Raw genomic sequence first — 14,845 nt, 5'->3', positions numbered from 1 at the left:
ATCTGCTGGGGATACCGGCAGGCCGTTCCATGCGAAACCACCGCACCGGCGAACGTTCCATTGTCCGCCGACGCAGGTCGGTGCGCACCGACCATCGGATAGTGCCACGTGAAAACGTTTACATGGCAGAATGGGCAACTGTATTCGATTGCAGTGCTCGCCGTCATGCGGCAGTCGCGCAATCATTGCTGCCATCGGGAGGGCCGAGGCAGTCCCAAAAGACAGCCCGGCGTCGGGCAGACCGGATCAGGTGATATGGCAAAAGTGCAGTTGCAGGGTGTGCGCAAGGTCTACGACAACGGCCAGGTTGCGGTGAAGGACGCCACTTTCGAGGTCGCCGATGGCGAACTGATGGTGCTGGTCGGTCCTTCCGGCTGTGGTAAGTCGACCCTGCTGCGGATGGTGGCAGGCCTGGAGGAGATCAGCGGTGGCACGCTGAGCATCGGTGACCGCGTGGTCAACGATGTGGCACCGAAGGATCGCGACATCGCCATGGTGTTCCAGAGTTATGCGCTTTACCCGCACATGACCGTGGCCGAGAACCTGGCGTTCGGCCTGAAGCTGCGTGGCCACGACAAGGCCACCATCGACAGGCGGATTGCCGAAGCGGCGCAGACGCTTGGCTTGACCGAGATGATGGACAAGCTGCCCAAGGCGATGTCAGGTGGCCAGCGCCAGCGTGTTGCGCTGGGGCGCGCGCTGGTGCGCGAACCTGCGGTGTTCCTGCTCGACGAGCCGCTGTCCAATCTCGATGCCAAGCTGCGCCACAGCGTGCGTACCGAGATCGCGCAGCTGCACCGCAAGCTGGGTACGACCATGATCTATGTCACGCACGACCAGGTCGAAGCGATGACGCTGGGCCAGCGCATCGTGGTGCTCAAGGACGGCATCATCCAGCAGATCGATACGCCGATGGCGCTGTATGACCGCCCGGCCAACCTGTTCGTGGCCGGTTTCCTCGGCAGCCCGGCGATGAACGTGCTGCGCGGGACGTTGCAGGGCGATGCGGGCGGCGTGACGGTGGTCGAGGGTGAGTGGCGCGCGCCGCTGGGCCAGGCCACGATCGACCCCGCGTGGCTGCAGAAGCCGATCAACGTCGGCGTGCGCCCGGAGCACCTGCAGCCGGCGACGGGAGATGACGCGCATGCGTTCACTGCGCGCATCGAGGGCATCGAGCCGGTCGGCAACGAGATCTTCGTCAACCTCAGCAGCGGCCAGCATGCACTGACCATGCGGGTGGCGCCGCAGGCGCTGCCGGCCGTGGGCGAGGACATCCGCGTTTCGATCCATCCGCAGGGCCTGCACTTCTTCAACGCGGAAACCGGCGAGCGCCTGTAAGACTTGGTGGCGCCGGGCCATGCCCGGCGTCATCGGCAGATCCCCGCCCTGCGTGGATGGGGCGCAGCCTCAGCGCGCCAGGCCATCCAGCAGTGGAATCCGCTGCGCGGGCGCATCGCCGACCTGCAGCGCAGCGTCGCTCGTTTCAAGCGGCAGCACCGCCAGCGCGAGATCGCCGGCCACGCTGGCGATCGTGCCCAGTGCCGCGCCGTCCTGCTGCACGCCGTCACCGGCCTGCGCCGGCGCATGGGTGTGCAGCAGCTGCACCGCGCGCTTGGCCTTGCCGAGGAAGTGGGTGCGGGCGACGATTTCCTGGCCCGGGTAGCAGCCTTTCTTCACGCTGTAGCCGTTCAGACGGTCCAGCCCCAACTGCTGCGGGGTCCACACCTCGCGCTGGCTCTGCTCCAGCCGGGGCAGGCCATACCGCAGGTCAGCCTGGCGCCAGGCCAATGCAAAGGCCACGTCGTCGTCCGGCCCACCGGCCGGGAAGGTGTCAGCGGCACCGATGCGCAGCGCGCGCGGCAGCGCGTCGCTGCCCAGGTCCAGCTCCCAACCGCCTGCATTGGCGGCGATCGCTGCGCCGGTAGCCGCTTCCGGTGCGGTGAACGCGCCGGCCACGGCCAGATCGTCGCGCAGCTGCACCTTGACCTTGCGGCGGAACACGAAACGCTGCAGTTGCGACGCAGTCGCATCCGCGTCGCCATCGGCGAACACCAGCATCACGTGATCCTCAGCCAGCCGGAGCAGCTGGAACACCGCCAGGGTGCGGCCCTTGGCACTCAGCCAGGCGCTCCACTGCCAGTGCTGCTGGGGCAGAGCGAGGACATCGCTGCTGAACTGGGCATGGGCGAAGGCAGCTGCGTCCACGCCCTGCAGGCTCACCAGCTGGTGGCCCGGAAGGCGTGGATATCCGACGAAAGCAGGGGGCAGGTTGTCAGGCACGTGAACGAGGTCTAAAATTTGTGCGTTGCGAGACCGACCATGATAGGCCAAACAACCCCCACTCCCGACGACGAAACTGAAGCCCCGCTGGTCCCTGCGGCACCCGTGCCCGTGGAACAGGAAAAGGCAGAGGAATTCGGCGGCCGCGGCGGACTCGATCCGGTGCGGTATGGCGATTGGGAGAAAAACGGACGCTGCATCGATTTCTGATCAGCATTGAGCCAACGCGGCCGCGTGCCGCCCAGCCGAGACAACGAGCCCAGCGAATGGCGACCAGACAACGCCCACTTTCCCCGCACCTTCAGGTGTATCGCTGGCAGATTCAGATGGCCACCTCGATCCTGCATCGAGCCACTGGCGTCTTTCTGTCTGTTGGTGCCCTCATCATCGCTGCGGGCCTGCTGGCCCTGATGATGGGGCCCGATTCGTGGAACTGCTTCACCGGCCATGCCGGGGCCTGGTATGGCCGCGTGTTCCTGTTCGCGTGGACATGGTCGTTCGCCTATCACCTGTGCAATGGCCTCCGCCATGTGGTGCAGGACTTCGCCATCGGCTTCAGCATCCCCGCCTTCATCCGCAGCAGCTGGCTGTCGGTCATCGGCAGCCTGGTGATCACCCTGCTGGTGTGGGCCTACGTGATGTTTGGAGGTGCCGCGTGAGCAAGTTCCGTACTCCGCTGAAGAACGTGCGTGGCCTGGGTTCGGCCAAGACCGGCACCGAGCACTTCGTGCACCAGCGCCTGACCGCCGCCGCCCTGGTGGTGCTGGGGATCTGGTTCCTGGTCTTCGTGCTGGGCCTGCTGGGTTCCGACTACGCGACCGCCACTGCTGCCATCGCCAAGCCGTGGAACGCGGTGCCGCTGATCGGCCTGCTGATCGCCATGTTCTGGCACGCACAGCTCGGCATGCAGGTCGTGCTGGAAGATTACATCCACGAATCGCTGCTGGCCCTGGTGCTGCAGACCGCGGTGAAGTTCGTCGCCGTGCTCGGCATGATCGTCAGTGTGTTCGCGGTGGGCCGCATCGCCCTCGGCGTTGCCTGAGCCCAGGCACCTACACAGGAATCCAGACTAGATGTCCGCTTACAAGATCACCGAACACAAGTACGACATGGTCGTGGTGGGCGCCGGCGGCGCCGGCCTGCGTGCCACGTTCGGCCTGGCCGCCAAGGGCCTGCAGACCGTGTGCCTGACCAAGGTCTTCCCGACCCGTTCGCACACCGTCGCCGCCCAGGGCGGTATCTCCGCCGCGCTCGGCAACATGGGTGAGGACGACTGGCGTTACCACTTCTTCGACACCATCAAGGGGTCGGACTGGCTGGGCGACCAGGACGCCATCGAATACATGTGCCGTGAGGCCATTCCGGCCATCATCGAGCTCGAGCACTACGGCGTGCCGTTCTCGCGTACCGCCGAAGGCAAGATCTACCAGCGCCCGTTCGGTGGCATGACCACCAAGTACGGCGAAGGCCCGGCGGCGCAGCGCACCTGCGCGGCGGCCGACCGTACCGGCCACGCGATGCTGCATACGCTGTACCAGCAGTCGCTGAAGCACGACGCGCGCTTCATGATCGAGTACTTCGCGCTCGACCTGATCTTCGACGACGAAGGCGTCTGCCGCGGCGTGCTGGCCCTGGACATGTCCGACGGCACGCTGCACCTGTTCCGCGCCCAGGGCGTGGTACTGGCCACCGGCGGCTACGGCCGAGCCTATTTCAGCGCAACTTCCGCGCATACCTGCACCGGCGACGGTGGCGGCCTGGCCATGCGTGCCGGCATCGCCATGCAGGACATGGAGTTCGTGCAGTTCCACCCGACCGGCATCTACGGCGCCGGCTGCCTGATCACCGAGGGTGTCCGCGGTGAAGGTGGCATCCTGCGCAACAGCAGCGGCGAGCGCTTCATGGAGCGCTATGCACCGCATTACAAGGATCTGGCATCGCGCGACGTGGTCAGCCGTTCGATGACCATCGAGATCCGCGAAGGCCGCGGTGTCGGCGAGCACAAGGATCACATCCTGCTCGACCTGACCCACCTGGGCCCGGGCGTGATCGATGACAAGCTGCCGGGCATCGCCGAGAGCGCCCGCATCTTCGCCGGCGTCGACGTGCACAAGCAGCCGATCCCGGTCATCCCGACCGTGCACTACAACATGGGTGGCATCCCGACCAACTACCACGGTGAAGTGGTGCGCAAGGTCGGCGACAACCCCGATGCCGTGGTGCCGGGCCTGTACGCCATCGGCGAAGCCGCCTGCGTGTCCGTGCACGGCGCCAACCGCCTGGGCTCCAACTCGCTGCTGGATCTGGTGGTGTTCGGCCGCGCGGTGGCCAACCGCTGTGCCGAGACCATCAAGCCGGGCGCGGCGCACAAGCCGCTGCCGTCCGATGCCTGCGACAAGGCGCTGGGCCTGCTGGACAAGCTGCGCCACGCCAACGGCGACACCCCGACCTCGGTCATCCGCGACCGCATGCAGCGCACCATGCAGGCCGACGCGGCCGTCTTCCGCACCAGCCAGACGCTGAAGGAAGGCTGCGAGAAGATGGACAAGATCTTCGATTCGTTCCAGGACGTGAAGGTCTCGGACCGTTCGCTGGTGTGGAACTCGGACCTGATCGAGACCTACGAGCTGAACAACCTGCTGCTCAACGCGGTGGCGACGATCAACTCGGCCGAACAGCGCAAGGAAAGCCGCGGCGCGCATGCGCACGAGGACTTCCCGGACCGCGACGACGTCAACTGGCAGAAGCACACCCTGGTCAGCGTCGACGAGAAGGGCAAGTGCAGCTTCGACTACCGTCCGGTGCACATGTACACGTTGACCGATGACGTGTCCGTGGTGCCGCCGAAGCCGCGCGTGTACTGATCCGACCCCGCCTACCATGCAATCCGCGCCTTGAGGGCGCGGGCCGCCTGAGCCAACGAGAGCAGCCATGGCCGAGTTTTCACTCCCCAAGAATTCCAAGATCACGAAGGGCCAGCACTTCCCCGTCAAGAACGGCGGCAAGAACGTGCGTACCTTCAAGATCTACCGCTGGAGTCCGGATGACGACAGCAATCCGCGCACCGATACCTATGAGGTCGATCTGGACGCCTGCGGCCCGATGGTCCTGGACGCGCTGATCAAGATCAAGAACGAGATCGACCCGACCCTGACCTTCCGTCGCTCCTGCCGCGAAGGCATCTGCGGTTCGTGCGCGATGAACATCGACGGCACCAACACGCTGGCCTGCACCCGCGCCATCGCGGACTGCGGCAAGAAGGAAGTGCCGATCTACCCGCTGCCGCACATGAACGTGGTCAAGGATCTGGTGCCGGATCTGACCCACTTCTACGCGCAGTACGCCTCGATCAAGCCGTGGATCCGCACGCAGACCCCGGCGCCGCCGGATCGCGAGCGCCTGCAGTCGCCGGAAGACCGCAAGAAGCTCGATGGCCTGTACGAGTGCATCCTGTGCGCCTGCTGCTCGACCAGCTGCCCGAGCTACTGGTGGAACGGCGAGCGTTACCTGGGTCCGGCGATCCTGCTGCAGGCCTACCGCTGGATCATCGACTCGCGCGATGAGGACACCGGTGCGCGCCTGGACGATCTGGAAGATCCGTTCAAGCTGTACCGCTGCCACACCATCATGAACTGCGCCCGCACCTGCCCGAAGGGCCTGAACCCGGCGCTGGCGATTGCCGAGATCAAGAAGCTCATGATGGAGCGTCGCGCCTGATCCATCCCGCATGCGGCCGCATCGTCGGCGGCCGCACGCACCCCAGCCGAGCCACGCCATGCGTGGCTTCGCTGTATCTGGAGGCCTGCAATGGATGAAGAAACCCTGCTGAAGAAGCTGCGCTGGCGCTGCCGGCGTGGCATGCGCGAGCTGGACCAGCTGTTCGAACGTTACCTCGACCGCGAATGGAGCGCTGCGCCGACCGAAGAGCGCGAGGTTTTCCTGTTCCTGCTCGACTGTGAGGACGATAAATTGTGGCGCTGGTTCATGGGCTACGAGGTCTGCCCGCATGCGCACGCCATCCCGCTCATGGACAGGATCCGCGCCCTCAAGCCTTGAGTGGCGCCCTTCACGGCTGCAGGCGGGTGCCCAGCTGGCGGTACTGCTCGCCGCCCCCTGGCTGCTGCGCGCTTCGGATCTGCCCCGAGACGCCCTTGTTCCCGTGGTACTGCTGGTCTGGGCGCTGGGCCTGGCCGAGCTCTTCTGGCGCCTGCGCCGGCCGAAGGTGAGGGTGTGCCTGCCGGCGTTGCCCGCTCCGCTGCAGGTGGCGGGGCAGGCGCTGGACGCTCCACAGCTGGTGATCCGCGGCCCGTGGCTGTTGCTGCATGGGCGCCAGGGGCGGCGGCAACGGCGGCTGCTGTTCTGGCCGGATGTACTCGATGCCCGGCAGCGACGTGAACTGCGACTGGCCGTCGCCGCACGCGCCGTTTCCCGTCGAGCCCGGTCGATGGCACCATAGGCTGAATCGTCCGGCGTGCCCGCATGTTCAAACCCATTCCCGTGGCCATCGGCCTGCGCTACCTGCGCGCCAAGCGCCGCAACGGCTTCATCTCCTTCATTTCGATGGCATCGATCCTGGGCATCGCGCTCGGCGTTACGGTGCTGATCACCACCCTGGCGGTGATGAGCGGCTTCCAGAAGGAAATCCGCAGCCGCCTGCTCCAGATGACGGCGCATACCACCATCAGTCGCGACGGCGAGCCCATGCCGGACTGGATGCGCGTGGTGGACGTGGCCAACAAGGACCCGCGCGTGGCGGGCGCCGCACCCTATATCGAGATCCAGTCGATGATCAGCGGCCCGCGCGTGCAGGGTGCGATCATCCAGGGCATCGACCCGGCACTGGAGCCGAAGGTGTCGGTGATCGACCAGAAGGTGGTCAAGGGCAGCTACGACAGCCTGAAACCCGGCAGCTTCAATCTGCTGCTGGGCAAGGAACTGGCGATCTGGCTGGGCGTCGATGTCGGCGACCAGGTGCTGGTGACCTTCGCCGAAGTGCAGGGCACACCTGCAGGCGCCGTTCCGCGGATGAAGCGCTTCACCGTCAGCGGTATTTTCGAGGCCGGCTACAACGAGGTCGACCGCGGCGTCGGCTTCGCCAACATGAAGGATCTCGAGCGCGTACTGCGCGCCGATGGCGCGACCGGCGTGCGCCTGAAACTGCACGACATGGACCGCTCGCTGGAAGTCGGCGTGGACCTTGCGCAGAACCTTGGCGGCGCCTATCGCGTAAGTGACTGGACCCAGCAGAACGCCAATCTCTACCACTCGCTGCGCATGGAGAAAGTGGTGATGGGCATCCTGCTGTCGCTGATCATCGCCATGGGCGCGTTCAATCTGGTGTCCTCGCAGGTGATGCTGGTCACCGACAAGCAGGCGGACATCGCCATCCTGCGCACGCTCGGCCTGACCCCGGCCGGGGTGATGCAGGTGTTCATGGTGCAGGGCTCGTTGATCGGCATCTTCGGCACGCTGGCCGGACTGATCGGCGGCATCACCCTGACCTTCAACCTGGAACGCATCCTTGGCGCCATCGAGCGCGTGTTCAACGTCAAGCTGCTGCCGGAAGACGTGTACTACATCACCGGCCTGCCGACGGACATGCAGACCGGCGACGTGGTGGTGATCACCGTGGTCGCACTGCTGATGAGCTTCCTGGCCACCCTGTATCCCGCCTGGCGGGCGGCACGCACCCAGCCGGCGGAGGCCCTGCGCTATGAATGAAGCCTTTGACCGCGGCCAGGAAGTGATCCGCGCCGAGCACCTCGGCAAGATCTATGCCGAAGGGCGCATGCAGACCCCGGTATTCGACGGCCTGAACCTGACCGTCACCGCGGGTGAAACCGTGGCCATCATCGGCGCGTCCGGTGCCGGCAAGAGCACGCTGCTGCACCTGCTGGGGGGACTGGACGTACCCAGTGCCGGCGAGGTGTACGTGGCCGGTCAACGGATGTCGGCTCTGTCGGATACCGCACGTGGCCTGCTGCGCAACCAGGCGCTGGGCTTTGTCTACCAGTTCCATCACCTGCTGCCGGAATTCACCGCGCTGGAAAACGTGATGATGCCGCTGCTGCTGTCCCGCTCGCATTCGCCGATGTCACAGCGGGCGATGTTCGCCGGCCTGGGCGTGGTGGGGACGGCGCTGGCCAGCATCGTCAACGGGGCCACCGCCTTCGTCCGTGGTCGTCCTGAAGTGGAGGAGGCGGCCGCGCGCGCAACCTTGCTGCTGGAGTCGGTCGGGCTGGGCCATCGCCTGGACCACAAACCGGGCGAGCTTTCCGGTGGCGAGCGCCAGCGTGCGGCGGTGGCGCGCGCGCTGGTGAATCATCCGGCCTGCGTGCTGGGCGACGAGCCGACCGGAAACCTGGACGATCGCACGGCCGGCACCGTGTTCGACCTGATGCTCGAACTCAATCGTGCCCGCCATACCAGCCTGGTGCTGGTCACCCACGACCGCGGTCTGGCGCGGCGCCTGGACCGGGTGCTGGAGCTGCGCGAATGGCGCCTGCACGAGCTGGCCCACGCCGACGTCTGAGCGGCCGGCAACGTGCACCTCCCGGCGCCTGAACGGTGGCGCCGGGATTCTCGCCGCCCATACCCGGGCAGGCGCATGATGGCCCCCGGTTCCCCGTGGAGATCGACATGAAGACCCCGCTTGTGATCGCAGGGCTCTGCCTTGCCCTGGCCGCGTGTGCGACCACCGGCCGCCTGAGCAGTGCCGAGCGGCTGGACCTGTACCGGGCGCACGCCGGCGCACCGCAGAATGACATGCAGTTCTTCGGCAGCCTCAACGGCTGGACCGAACTGGGCGACAGTGCACTGGCGGTATGGACCCGGCCCAGCGAGGCCTACCTGCTGGAATTGAACGGCCCCTGCCAGGATCTGTCGTTTGCGACCGCCATTGGCCTGACCAGCCGCATGAACCGCGTGTCGGCCCGCTTCGACAAGGTGCTGGTCCGGGACCCGACCGGAGGCCCGCGCCTGCCGTGCTTCATCAGCAGCATCCGCAAGCTTGACGTGAAGGCGCTGCGTGCTTCGGAACAGGAGCTGCGGCAGGCGCAGGTGCAGGAGCGCGAGGAGCCGGCGAACTAGGCCGGCGCCATCTCCGGATCAGGCTTCCGGGATGAAGCCGGCGGGCTTCTCCGCGTCCTTCTCGAACAGGAACTTGACCAGTTCCCCTTCCAGGAACGCGCGATGCTTCGGGTCGCGCGGTGACAGGCGGTTCTCGTTGATCAGCATGGTCTGGTGCGCCAGCCATGCCGCCCAGGCCTGTTTGCCGATGTGGTTGAAGATGCGCTGGCCCAGTTCGCCCGGATAGGGCACGAAGTCCAGGCCCTCGGCATCGCGTTGTTCGTACTGGCAGAAGACGGTTCGGGGCATGGCACTCACTCATGGTTGCGGGGTTTCTTGGATCTGCGTCGTGGCGGTTTGATCGCAGTGCCATCGAGCAGCTTGCGGATGGGAGCCGGCAAGCCCAGCGCCGGCAGTTCGTCGGCGGTGACCCAGCGCAGCGAGGATTCTTCCACGCGCAGGCCGCGTACCTGTCGCGACAGGATCTGCAGGTGCAGCCTGTAGTGGCTGAAGGTGTGCTGCAGCACCGGCAGCTCGTCGGCATCTTCCAGCGAGCCGTCCACGTGTGCATCGAACCAGTCCTGCAGCGCTTCACCGGCGTCGGCCTGCGGCAGGGTCCACAGTTGCGCCCAGATGCCGGTCTCCGGTCGCTTCTGCAGCAGCACGCGCTGCTGGGCATCGCGCAGCAGCAGGGCCACGGCTTCGCGTTCGGGCAGGGCCTTGCCTGGCTTCGGCGTGGGCAGCTCGGCGGTCCGGCCTTCGCGGCGCGCCACGCAGTCCTGCTGCTGCGGGCAGATCACGCAGGCGGGCCTGGCGCGGCTGCACACGGTGGCACCGAGGTCCATCTGCGCCTGCGTGTAGTCGGCCATCCGGCCATCCGGCACCTGGGCCGCGTGCGCTTCGGCGATGGCCCACAACTGCTTTTCGATGGCTGGCAGGCCGGGGAAGCCTTCGATGCCGTGATACCGGCTGAGCACGCGCTTGACGTTGCCGTCGAGGATCGGAAACCGGTCGTTCCAGGCCTGGCTGAGGATCGCGCCTGCGGTGCTGCGGCCGATGCCGGGCAGCGCATGCAGCGCGTCGAAATCACGCGGCAGTTCGCCGTCATGCAGTTCCACGCACCGCTGGGCCGCCGCATGCAGGTTGCGCGCACGGGCGTAGTAGCCCAGCCCGGCCCACTGCGCCATCACTGCATCGTTGCTGGCCGCGGCCAGCGCGGGCAGGGTCGGGAAATGCTGCAGGAACCGCTGGAAGTAGGGGATGACCGTGGCCACCTGGGTCTGCTGCAGCATGATCTCCGACAACCAGACCCGATAGGGGCTGCGCGGATGCTGCCAGGGCAGGTCGTGGCGGCCGTGGTCGTCGAACCAGTGCAGCAGGCGAGCGACGAACGGGTCGCCCGCAGGCACGACGGTGGCCTCAGGCACTGCCAAGCGCTTCGGGCAGCAGCGCGTCGACGAAGGCTTCCGGATCGAATTCACGCAGATCTTCAGGGCGTTCACCGATGCCGGCGAAACGGATCGGAATGCCGAACTCGCGGGCCAGTGCGAACACCACGCCGCCCTTTGCGGTGCCGTCCAGCTTGGTCACCACCAGGCCGGTCACGTTCACCGCGGCGTTGAACTGGCGCAGCTGCGACAGCGCGTTCTGGCCGGTGGTGCCGTCGATCACCATCAGCACCTCGTGCGGCGCAGCGGGATCGATCTTGCCGAGCACACGACGGATCTTGCCCAGCTCGTTCATCAGGCCGGACTGGGTATGCAGGCGGCCGGCGGTATCGGCAATCAGCACCGACGTGCCGCGCGCCTTGCCGGCCTGCAGCGCGTCGTAGGCCACCGAGGCGGCGTCGGCATTCTGGCCCTGGGCCACCACGGCCACGCCGTTGCGCTCGCCCCAGGCCTGCAGCTGCGCCACGGCAGCGGCACGGAAGGTATCGCCGGCGGCCAGCATCAGGCTGTGCCCGTCGTCCTTGAAGCGCTTGGCCAGCTTGCCGATGGTGGTGGTCTTGCCGACACCGTTGACGCCAACGGTCAGCACCACGAAGGGCCTGGCGTTGCGATCGATCACCAGTGGCCTGGCGACCGGCTGCAGGATCGCGATCAGGTCGGCACGCAGTGCGCCCAGCAGTGCGTTGGCATCGGCGAACTCACGTGCCTTCATGCGTCTGCGCAGGCCTTCGACCAGCTCGGTGGTCGCACCGACGCCGACATCGGCGGTGATCAGCGCGGTTTCCAGTTCGTCCAGCAGGTCATCGTCGAGCTTGGGATTGCGCGAGAACAGGCCGCCAAAGCTGCGCGCGATGACGCTGTTGCGCAGGCGTTCGCGCCAGCCGGACTTGCCCGCCGGGGCTGGTGCGGCATCCACCAGCACCGGCAGGTCGGCGGCCGGTGCGGAGGGCTGCTGTGCGGGGATCACCGGAGCCAGCGGGGCGAGCACGGCGGCGGCGGCACGTGCCTCGGCCTCGAAGTCTTCCGGTGCCAGGACGCGTTCGGTCGCTGCCGGCGCCGGCGGGGACGCCGGGGCAGCGGCGGGCGGCGCCGGGACGGGCACCGCCTCAGCCGGAGCCACGGCTGGCGGGGCGTCGGCTACGACCGTGGTGTCCTCGACGGGCGCGGCCGACGGGAATGCCGCCGCCAGCTCTTCAGCCGAGTAGTGCTGGGTCTTGGGCGCGTCCGGTGTGGCGGCGTCCTGGGGCTTCTTGCGGCGGAAAAAACTGAGCATTGGCAAAAGGCGCTGAAATCAGAGGGGTATGCTACCACCCGGGCCCGTCTGCCCGATGTGGACTCAAGGTCGCGGCCGGGCAGCCGCTAATGGCTTCGGAGGGCTGCACCGGGCGGCCCGGAGACCGCCATGGACAACGTGATGGCAACGGCCTGGAGCGGCATGCGGGCCGCAGCACAAGGCGTGCAGGTGGCCGCGCACAACGTGGCCAACTTGGCGACAGCCGATGCGCCGCGCCTGCAGGTGCAGCGCGCGGCGGTGGAGCAGGGTGGGGTGCAGACCCGGGTGACCGCTGCCGGCGCCGATCCCGCCGCGCCGCTGGCTGATCTGCTGGCGGCAAACGCGGAGGTGGTGGCCTTCGCCGCCAACGCTTCGCTGGTCCGCCGCCAGGACCAGATGCTGGGGTCGCTGCTGGATCGCCGGGCCTGAGCAGCCCGGCCTGGCAGATGACAGCCAGCGCCTGGCAGCGCCGGGCCATGCCCGGCGACCACCCAGCGTGTCAGGCCGACAGTTCCAGCAGCAGCTTGTTCAGGCGCGCAACGTAGGCGCCCGGGTCCTTCAGGCTGTCGCCGGCCGCGAGCGCGGCCTGGTCGAACAGCACGCGGCCGAGATCATCGAAACGATCACCATCGGCCTCGCCATCGAGCTTGGCGATCAACGGGTGCCCCGGATTGATCTCCAGCACCGGCTTGCTGTCAGGCACCTTCTGGCCGCTGGCTTCCAGGATCTGGCGCATCTGCAGCCCCAGATCCTGTTCGCCGATGGCCAGCACCGCTGGCGAATCGGTCAGCCGGTGCGACACGCGGACTTCGGCCACGTCGTCGCCAAGCACCGCCTTCAGCCGCTCGATCAGGGCCTGCTTGTCCTTGGCCGCCGCTTCCTGTTCCTGCTTGTCCGACTCGGTCTCCAGCGCGCCGAGGTCGAGGTCGCCACGGGCGATGTCGACAAAGCCCTTGCCGTCGAAGTCGGTCAGGTAACCCATCAGCCATTCGTCGATGCGGTCGGTCAGCAGCAGCACTTCCACGCCCTTCTTGCGGAACACTTCCAGGTGCGGGCTGTTGCGGACCTGGCTGTAGCTCTCGCCGGTCAGGTAGTAGATCTTGTCCTGGCCTTCGGCCATGCGACCGATGTAGTCGGCCAGCGAGACGGTCTGGGCATCGCCCTCGCCACGGGTGGAGGCGAAGCGCAGCAGGCCGGCCACCTTCTCGCGGTTGTTGTAGTCCTCGGCCGGTCCTTCCTTCAGCACCTGGCCGAATTCCTTCCAGAACGTGGCGTACTGCTCGGGCTTGTCGGTTGCCAGCTTCTCCAGCATGTCCAGCGAGCGCTTGGTCAGCGCGGCCTTCATCGAATCGATGACCGGGCCGGACTGCAGGATCTCGCGCGAGACGTTCAGCGACAGGTCGTTGGAATCGACCACGCCCTTGATGAAGCGCAGGTACAGCGGCAGGAACTGCTCGGCCTGGTCCATCACGAACACCCGCTGGACATACAGCTTCAGGCCCTTGGGCGCATCGCGGTGATACAGATCGAACGGTGCACGGCCCGGCACGTACAGCAGCGAGGTGTACTCCAGCTTGCCTTCGACCTTGTTGTGGCTCCACGCCAGCGGATCGCTGTGGTCGTGTGCCACGTGCTTGTAGAACTCGCTGTACTCGGCGTCGCTGATCTCGGTGCGCGGACGGGTCCACAGCGCGCTGGCACGGTTGACGGTTTCCCATTCGACCGCCGCGCCCTCTTCACCCCCTTCCTTCGGCATCTGGATCGGCAGGCCGATGTGGTCGGAGTACTTCTTGAGGATGCTGCGCAGGCGCCAGCCATCGGCAAAGTCGTGTTCGCCGTCCTTCAGGTGCAGCACGATGCGGGTGCCGCGCTCGGGCTTGTCGAGGGTCGCGACATCGAAGTCGCCTTCGCCGCGCGAGGTCCAGCGCACGCCTTCGCTGCTGGCCAGGCCGGCCCGCCGCGAGGTGACTTCGACTTCGTCGGCGACGATGAACGCGCTGTAGAAGCCGACACCGAACTGGCCGATCAGCTGCGAGTCCTTCTTCTGGTCGCCGGACAGCTGGCGCAGGAAGTCGCCGGTGCCGGACTTGGCAATGGTGCCGAGGTGGGCGATGGCCTCGGCGCGGCTCATGCCGATGCCGTTGTCCTCGATGGTGATGGTGTGGGCGGCCGGGTCGAAACTGACGCGCACGCGCAGGTCGCTGTCGTCTTCCAGCAGGGACGGCTGGGTCAGCGCCTCGAAGCGCAGCTTGTCGGCCGCGTCGGCGGCATTGGACACCAGCTCGCGCAGGAAGATCTCCTTGTTGGAGTACAGCGAGTGGATCATCAACTGCAGCAGCTGCTTGACTTCGGTCTGGAAGCCAAGGGTTTCGGTCTGGGTCGTCTCGGTCATCGATAGGGCTCCGTGTGCAATGCCGCGCCAGCGCGTGCGGCCTCGCCAAGGGGTAGGGGTGATTGTCCCGAAATCAAGGGGGTTGGTCGGGCAGGGCGGCGCCCTGCACCCGCAGAGGCCAGAGCCAAAGCAAGAGCGGGCACTCCGTGGGATGGCGGGGCACTGTGGGTTCGCGGGGGCGCCGTGAATCCGTCCATGGAGGCTTGGTCGCCGCATCCATGCGGCTCACACCCCGCGAACCCACAGTGCCCCGCCTTCGACAGTTGGCCGGTGGCCAGTAGATCCACGCCGTGCGTGGATGAAATCTCTCAGATCTCGAGATCCAAGCCAGGGTCAGATCCGTTTTCCACAGGAAAACGGATCTGAAACCAAGAGCCGTTACGA

At 66.8% G+C, this 14,845-nt stretch carries 17 protein-coding genes; 12 read left to right on the top strand and 5 right to left on the bottom strand.

Annotated elements, in window-relative coordinates:
• Positions 1-255 precede the first annotated feature (255 nt).
• Positions 256-1,338, top strand: a complete 1,083-nt coding sequence (gene ugpC / locus ABE543_RS06310) for a sn-glycerol-3-phosphate ABC transporter ATP-binding protein UgpC (RefSeq protein ID WP_065174953.1) — start codon at positions 256-258, stop codon at positions 1,336-1,338.
• Positions 1,339-1,407: 69 nt separating this feature from the next.
• Here the strand turns inward: ugpC and ABE543_RS06305 are convergent, their stop codons facing one another.
• Positions 1,408-2,280: a folate-binding protein gene (locus tag ABE543_RS06305; RefSeq protein ID WP_253118841.1), complete on the bottom strand. Its 873-nt coding sequence runs from the start codon at positions 2,278-2,280 to the stop codon at positions 1,408-1,410.
• Positions 2,281-2,319: 39 nt separating this feature from the next.
• Here ABE543_RS06305 and ABE543_RS06300 point away from each other — a divergent pair, with 39 nt between their 5' ends.
• The 10 genes from ABE543_RS06300 (at position 2,320) to ABE543_RS06255 (ending at position 9,369) form a co-directional block, all read left to right on the top strand.
• A complete protein-coding gene (locus ABE543_RS06300; RefSeq protein WP_074901279.1) occupies positions 2,320-2,490 on the top strand; it encodes a DUF1674 domain-containing protein in 171 nt (56 codons plus the stop codon).
• Positions 2,491-2,546: 56 nt separating this feature from the next.
• Positions 2,547-2,939 carry a succinate dehydrogenase, cytochrome b556 subunit gene (gene sdhC / locus ABE543_RS06295; RefSeq protein WP_346475448.1) on the top strand — a complete coding sequence of 131 codons (393 nt, stop codon included), beginning with the start codon at positions 2,547-2,549 and terminating at the stop codon, positions 2,937-2,939.
• A complete protein-coding gene (gene sdhD / locus ABE543_RS06290; RefSeq protein ID WP_053517295.1) occupies positions 2,936-3,322 on the top strand; it encodes a succinate dehydrogenase, hydrophobic membrane anchor protein in 387 nt (128 codons plus the stop codon). The genes sdhC and sdhD overlap by 4 nt, the downstream gene beginning before the upstream one ends.
• Positions 3,323-3,353: 31 nt before the next feature.
• Entirely contained in the window at positions 3,354-5,144 is a 1,791-nt protein-coding gene (sdhA, locus tag ABE543_RS06285) for a succinate dehydrogenase flavoprotein subunit (RefSeq protein ID WP_111185438.1), read from the top strand.
• Positions 5,145-5,211: 67 nt separating this feature from the next.
• Positions 5,212-5,997 carry a succinate dehydrogenase iron-sulfur subunit gene (locus tag ABE543_RS06280; protein ID WP_053517298.1) on the top strand — a complete coding sequence of 262 codons (786 nt, stop codon included), beginning with the start codon at positions 5,212-5,214 and terminating at the stop codon, positions 5,995-5,997.
• 90 nt (positions 5,998-6,087) lie between these two features.
• Positions 6,088-6,336, top strand: coding sequence for a succinate dehydrogenase assembly factor 2 (locus ABE543_RS06275; protein ID WP_053517299.1), 249 nt, complete (start codon positions 6,088-6,090; stop codon positions 6,334-6,336).
• Positions 6,287-6,736 carry a hypothetical protein gene (locus tag ABE543_RS06270; protein WP_081279720.1) on the top strand — a complete coding sequence of 150 codons (450 nt, stop codon included), beginning with the start codon at positions 6,287-6,289 and terminating at the stop codon, positions 6,734-6,736. Before ABE543_RS06275 ends, ABE543_RS06270 begins: the two co-directional genes overlap by 50 nt.
• Before the next feature lie 23 nt (positions 6,737-6,759).
• Positions 6,760-8,001 (top strand): lipoprotein-releasing ABC transporter permease subunit, encoded by a 1,242-nt coding sequence (locus tag ABE543_RS06265; RefSeq protein WP_065174956.1) that lies wholly within the window; start codon positions 6,760-6,762, stop codon positions 7,999-8,001.
• Positions 7,994-8,812: an ATP-binding cassette domain-containing protein gene (locus tag ABE543_RS06260; RefSeq protein ID WP_346475447.1), complete on the top strand. Its 819-nt coding sequence runs from the start codon at positions 7,994-7,996 to the stop codon at positions 8,810-8,812. The genes ABE543_RS06265 and ABE543_RS06260 overlap by 8 nt, the downstream gene beginning before the upstream one ends.
• 107 nt (positions 8,813-8,919) lie before the next feature.
• Positions 8,920-9,369 (top strand): DUF6491 family protein, encoded by a 450-nt coding sequence (locus ABE543_RS06255; protein WP_053517332.1) that lies wholly within the window; start codon positions 8,920-8,922, stop codon positions 9,367-9,369.
• Between the two features lie 18 nt (positions 9,370-9,387).
• On the opposite strand, the gene ABE543_RS06250 is transcribed toward ABE543_RS06255, so the two are convergent.
• Genes ABE543_RS06250 through ftsY form a run of 3 tightly spaced genes read right to left on the bottom strand, consistent with a single transcriptional unit; the run spans position 9,388 to position 12,069 of the window.
• Complete coding sequence (locus ABE543_RS06250) at positions 9,388-9,657, bottom strand: oxidative damage protection protein (protein ID WP_065174958.1); 270 nt, start codon at positions 9,655-9,657, stop codon at positions 9,388-9,390.
• Positions 9,658-9,662: 5 nt separating this feature from the next.
• A complete protein-coding gene (gene mutY, locus ABE543_RS06245) occupies positions 9,663-10,775 on the bottom strand; it encodes an A/G-specific adenine glycosylase (protein WP_346475446.1) in 1,113 nt (370 codons plus the stop codon).
• Complete coding sequence (ftsY, locus tag ABE543_RS06240) at positions 10,768-12,069, bottom strand: signal recognition particle-docking protein FtsY (RefSeq protein WP_065181286.1); 1,302 nt, start codon at positions 12,067-12,069, stop codon at positions 10,768-10,770. The genes mutY and ftsY overlap by 8 nt, the downstream gene beginning before the upstream one ends.
• 129 nt (positions 12,070-12,198) lie before the next feature.
• On the opposite strand from ftsY, the gene ABE543_RS06235 reads away from it, so the two are divergent.
• The gene (locus ABE543_RS06235; protein ID WP_193395520.1) at positions 12,199-12,498 is read left to right on the top strand and encodes a hypothetical protein; all 300 of its coding nucleotides are present in this window, start codon (positions 12,199-12,201) and stop codon (positions 12,496-12,498) included.
• A 70-nt stretch (positions 12,499-12,568) separates the two neighbouring features.
• Here the strand turns inward: ABE543_RS06235 and htpG are convergent, their stop codons facing one another.
• The gene (gene htpG / locus ABE543_RS06230; protein ID WP_053517309.1) at positions 12,569-14,461 is read right to left on the bottom strand and encodes a molecular chaperone HtpG; all 1,893 of its coding nucleotides are present in this window, start codon (positions 14,459-14,461) and stop codon (positions 12,569-12,571) included.
• Positions 14,462-14,845 lie beyond the last annotated feature (384 nt).

It is taken from the genome of Stenotrophomonas sp. TWI169 (assembly GCF_039674705.1).
In the GTDB taxonomy this organism is placed as follows: Bacteria; Pseudomonadota; Gammaproteobacteria; order Xanthomonadales; family Xanthomonadaceae; genus Stenotrophomonas; species Stenotrophomonas maltophilia_P.
This window is presented reverse-complemented; position numbering and strand designations above follow the sequence as displayed.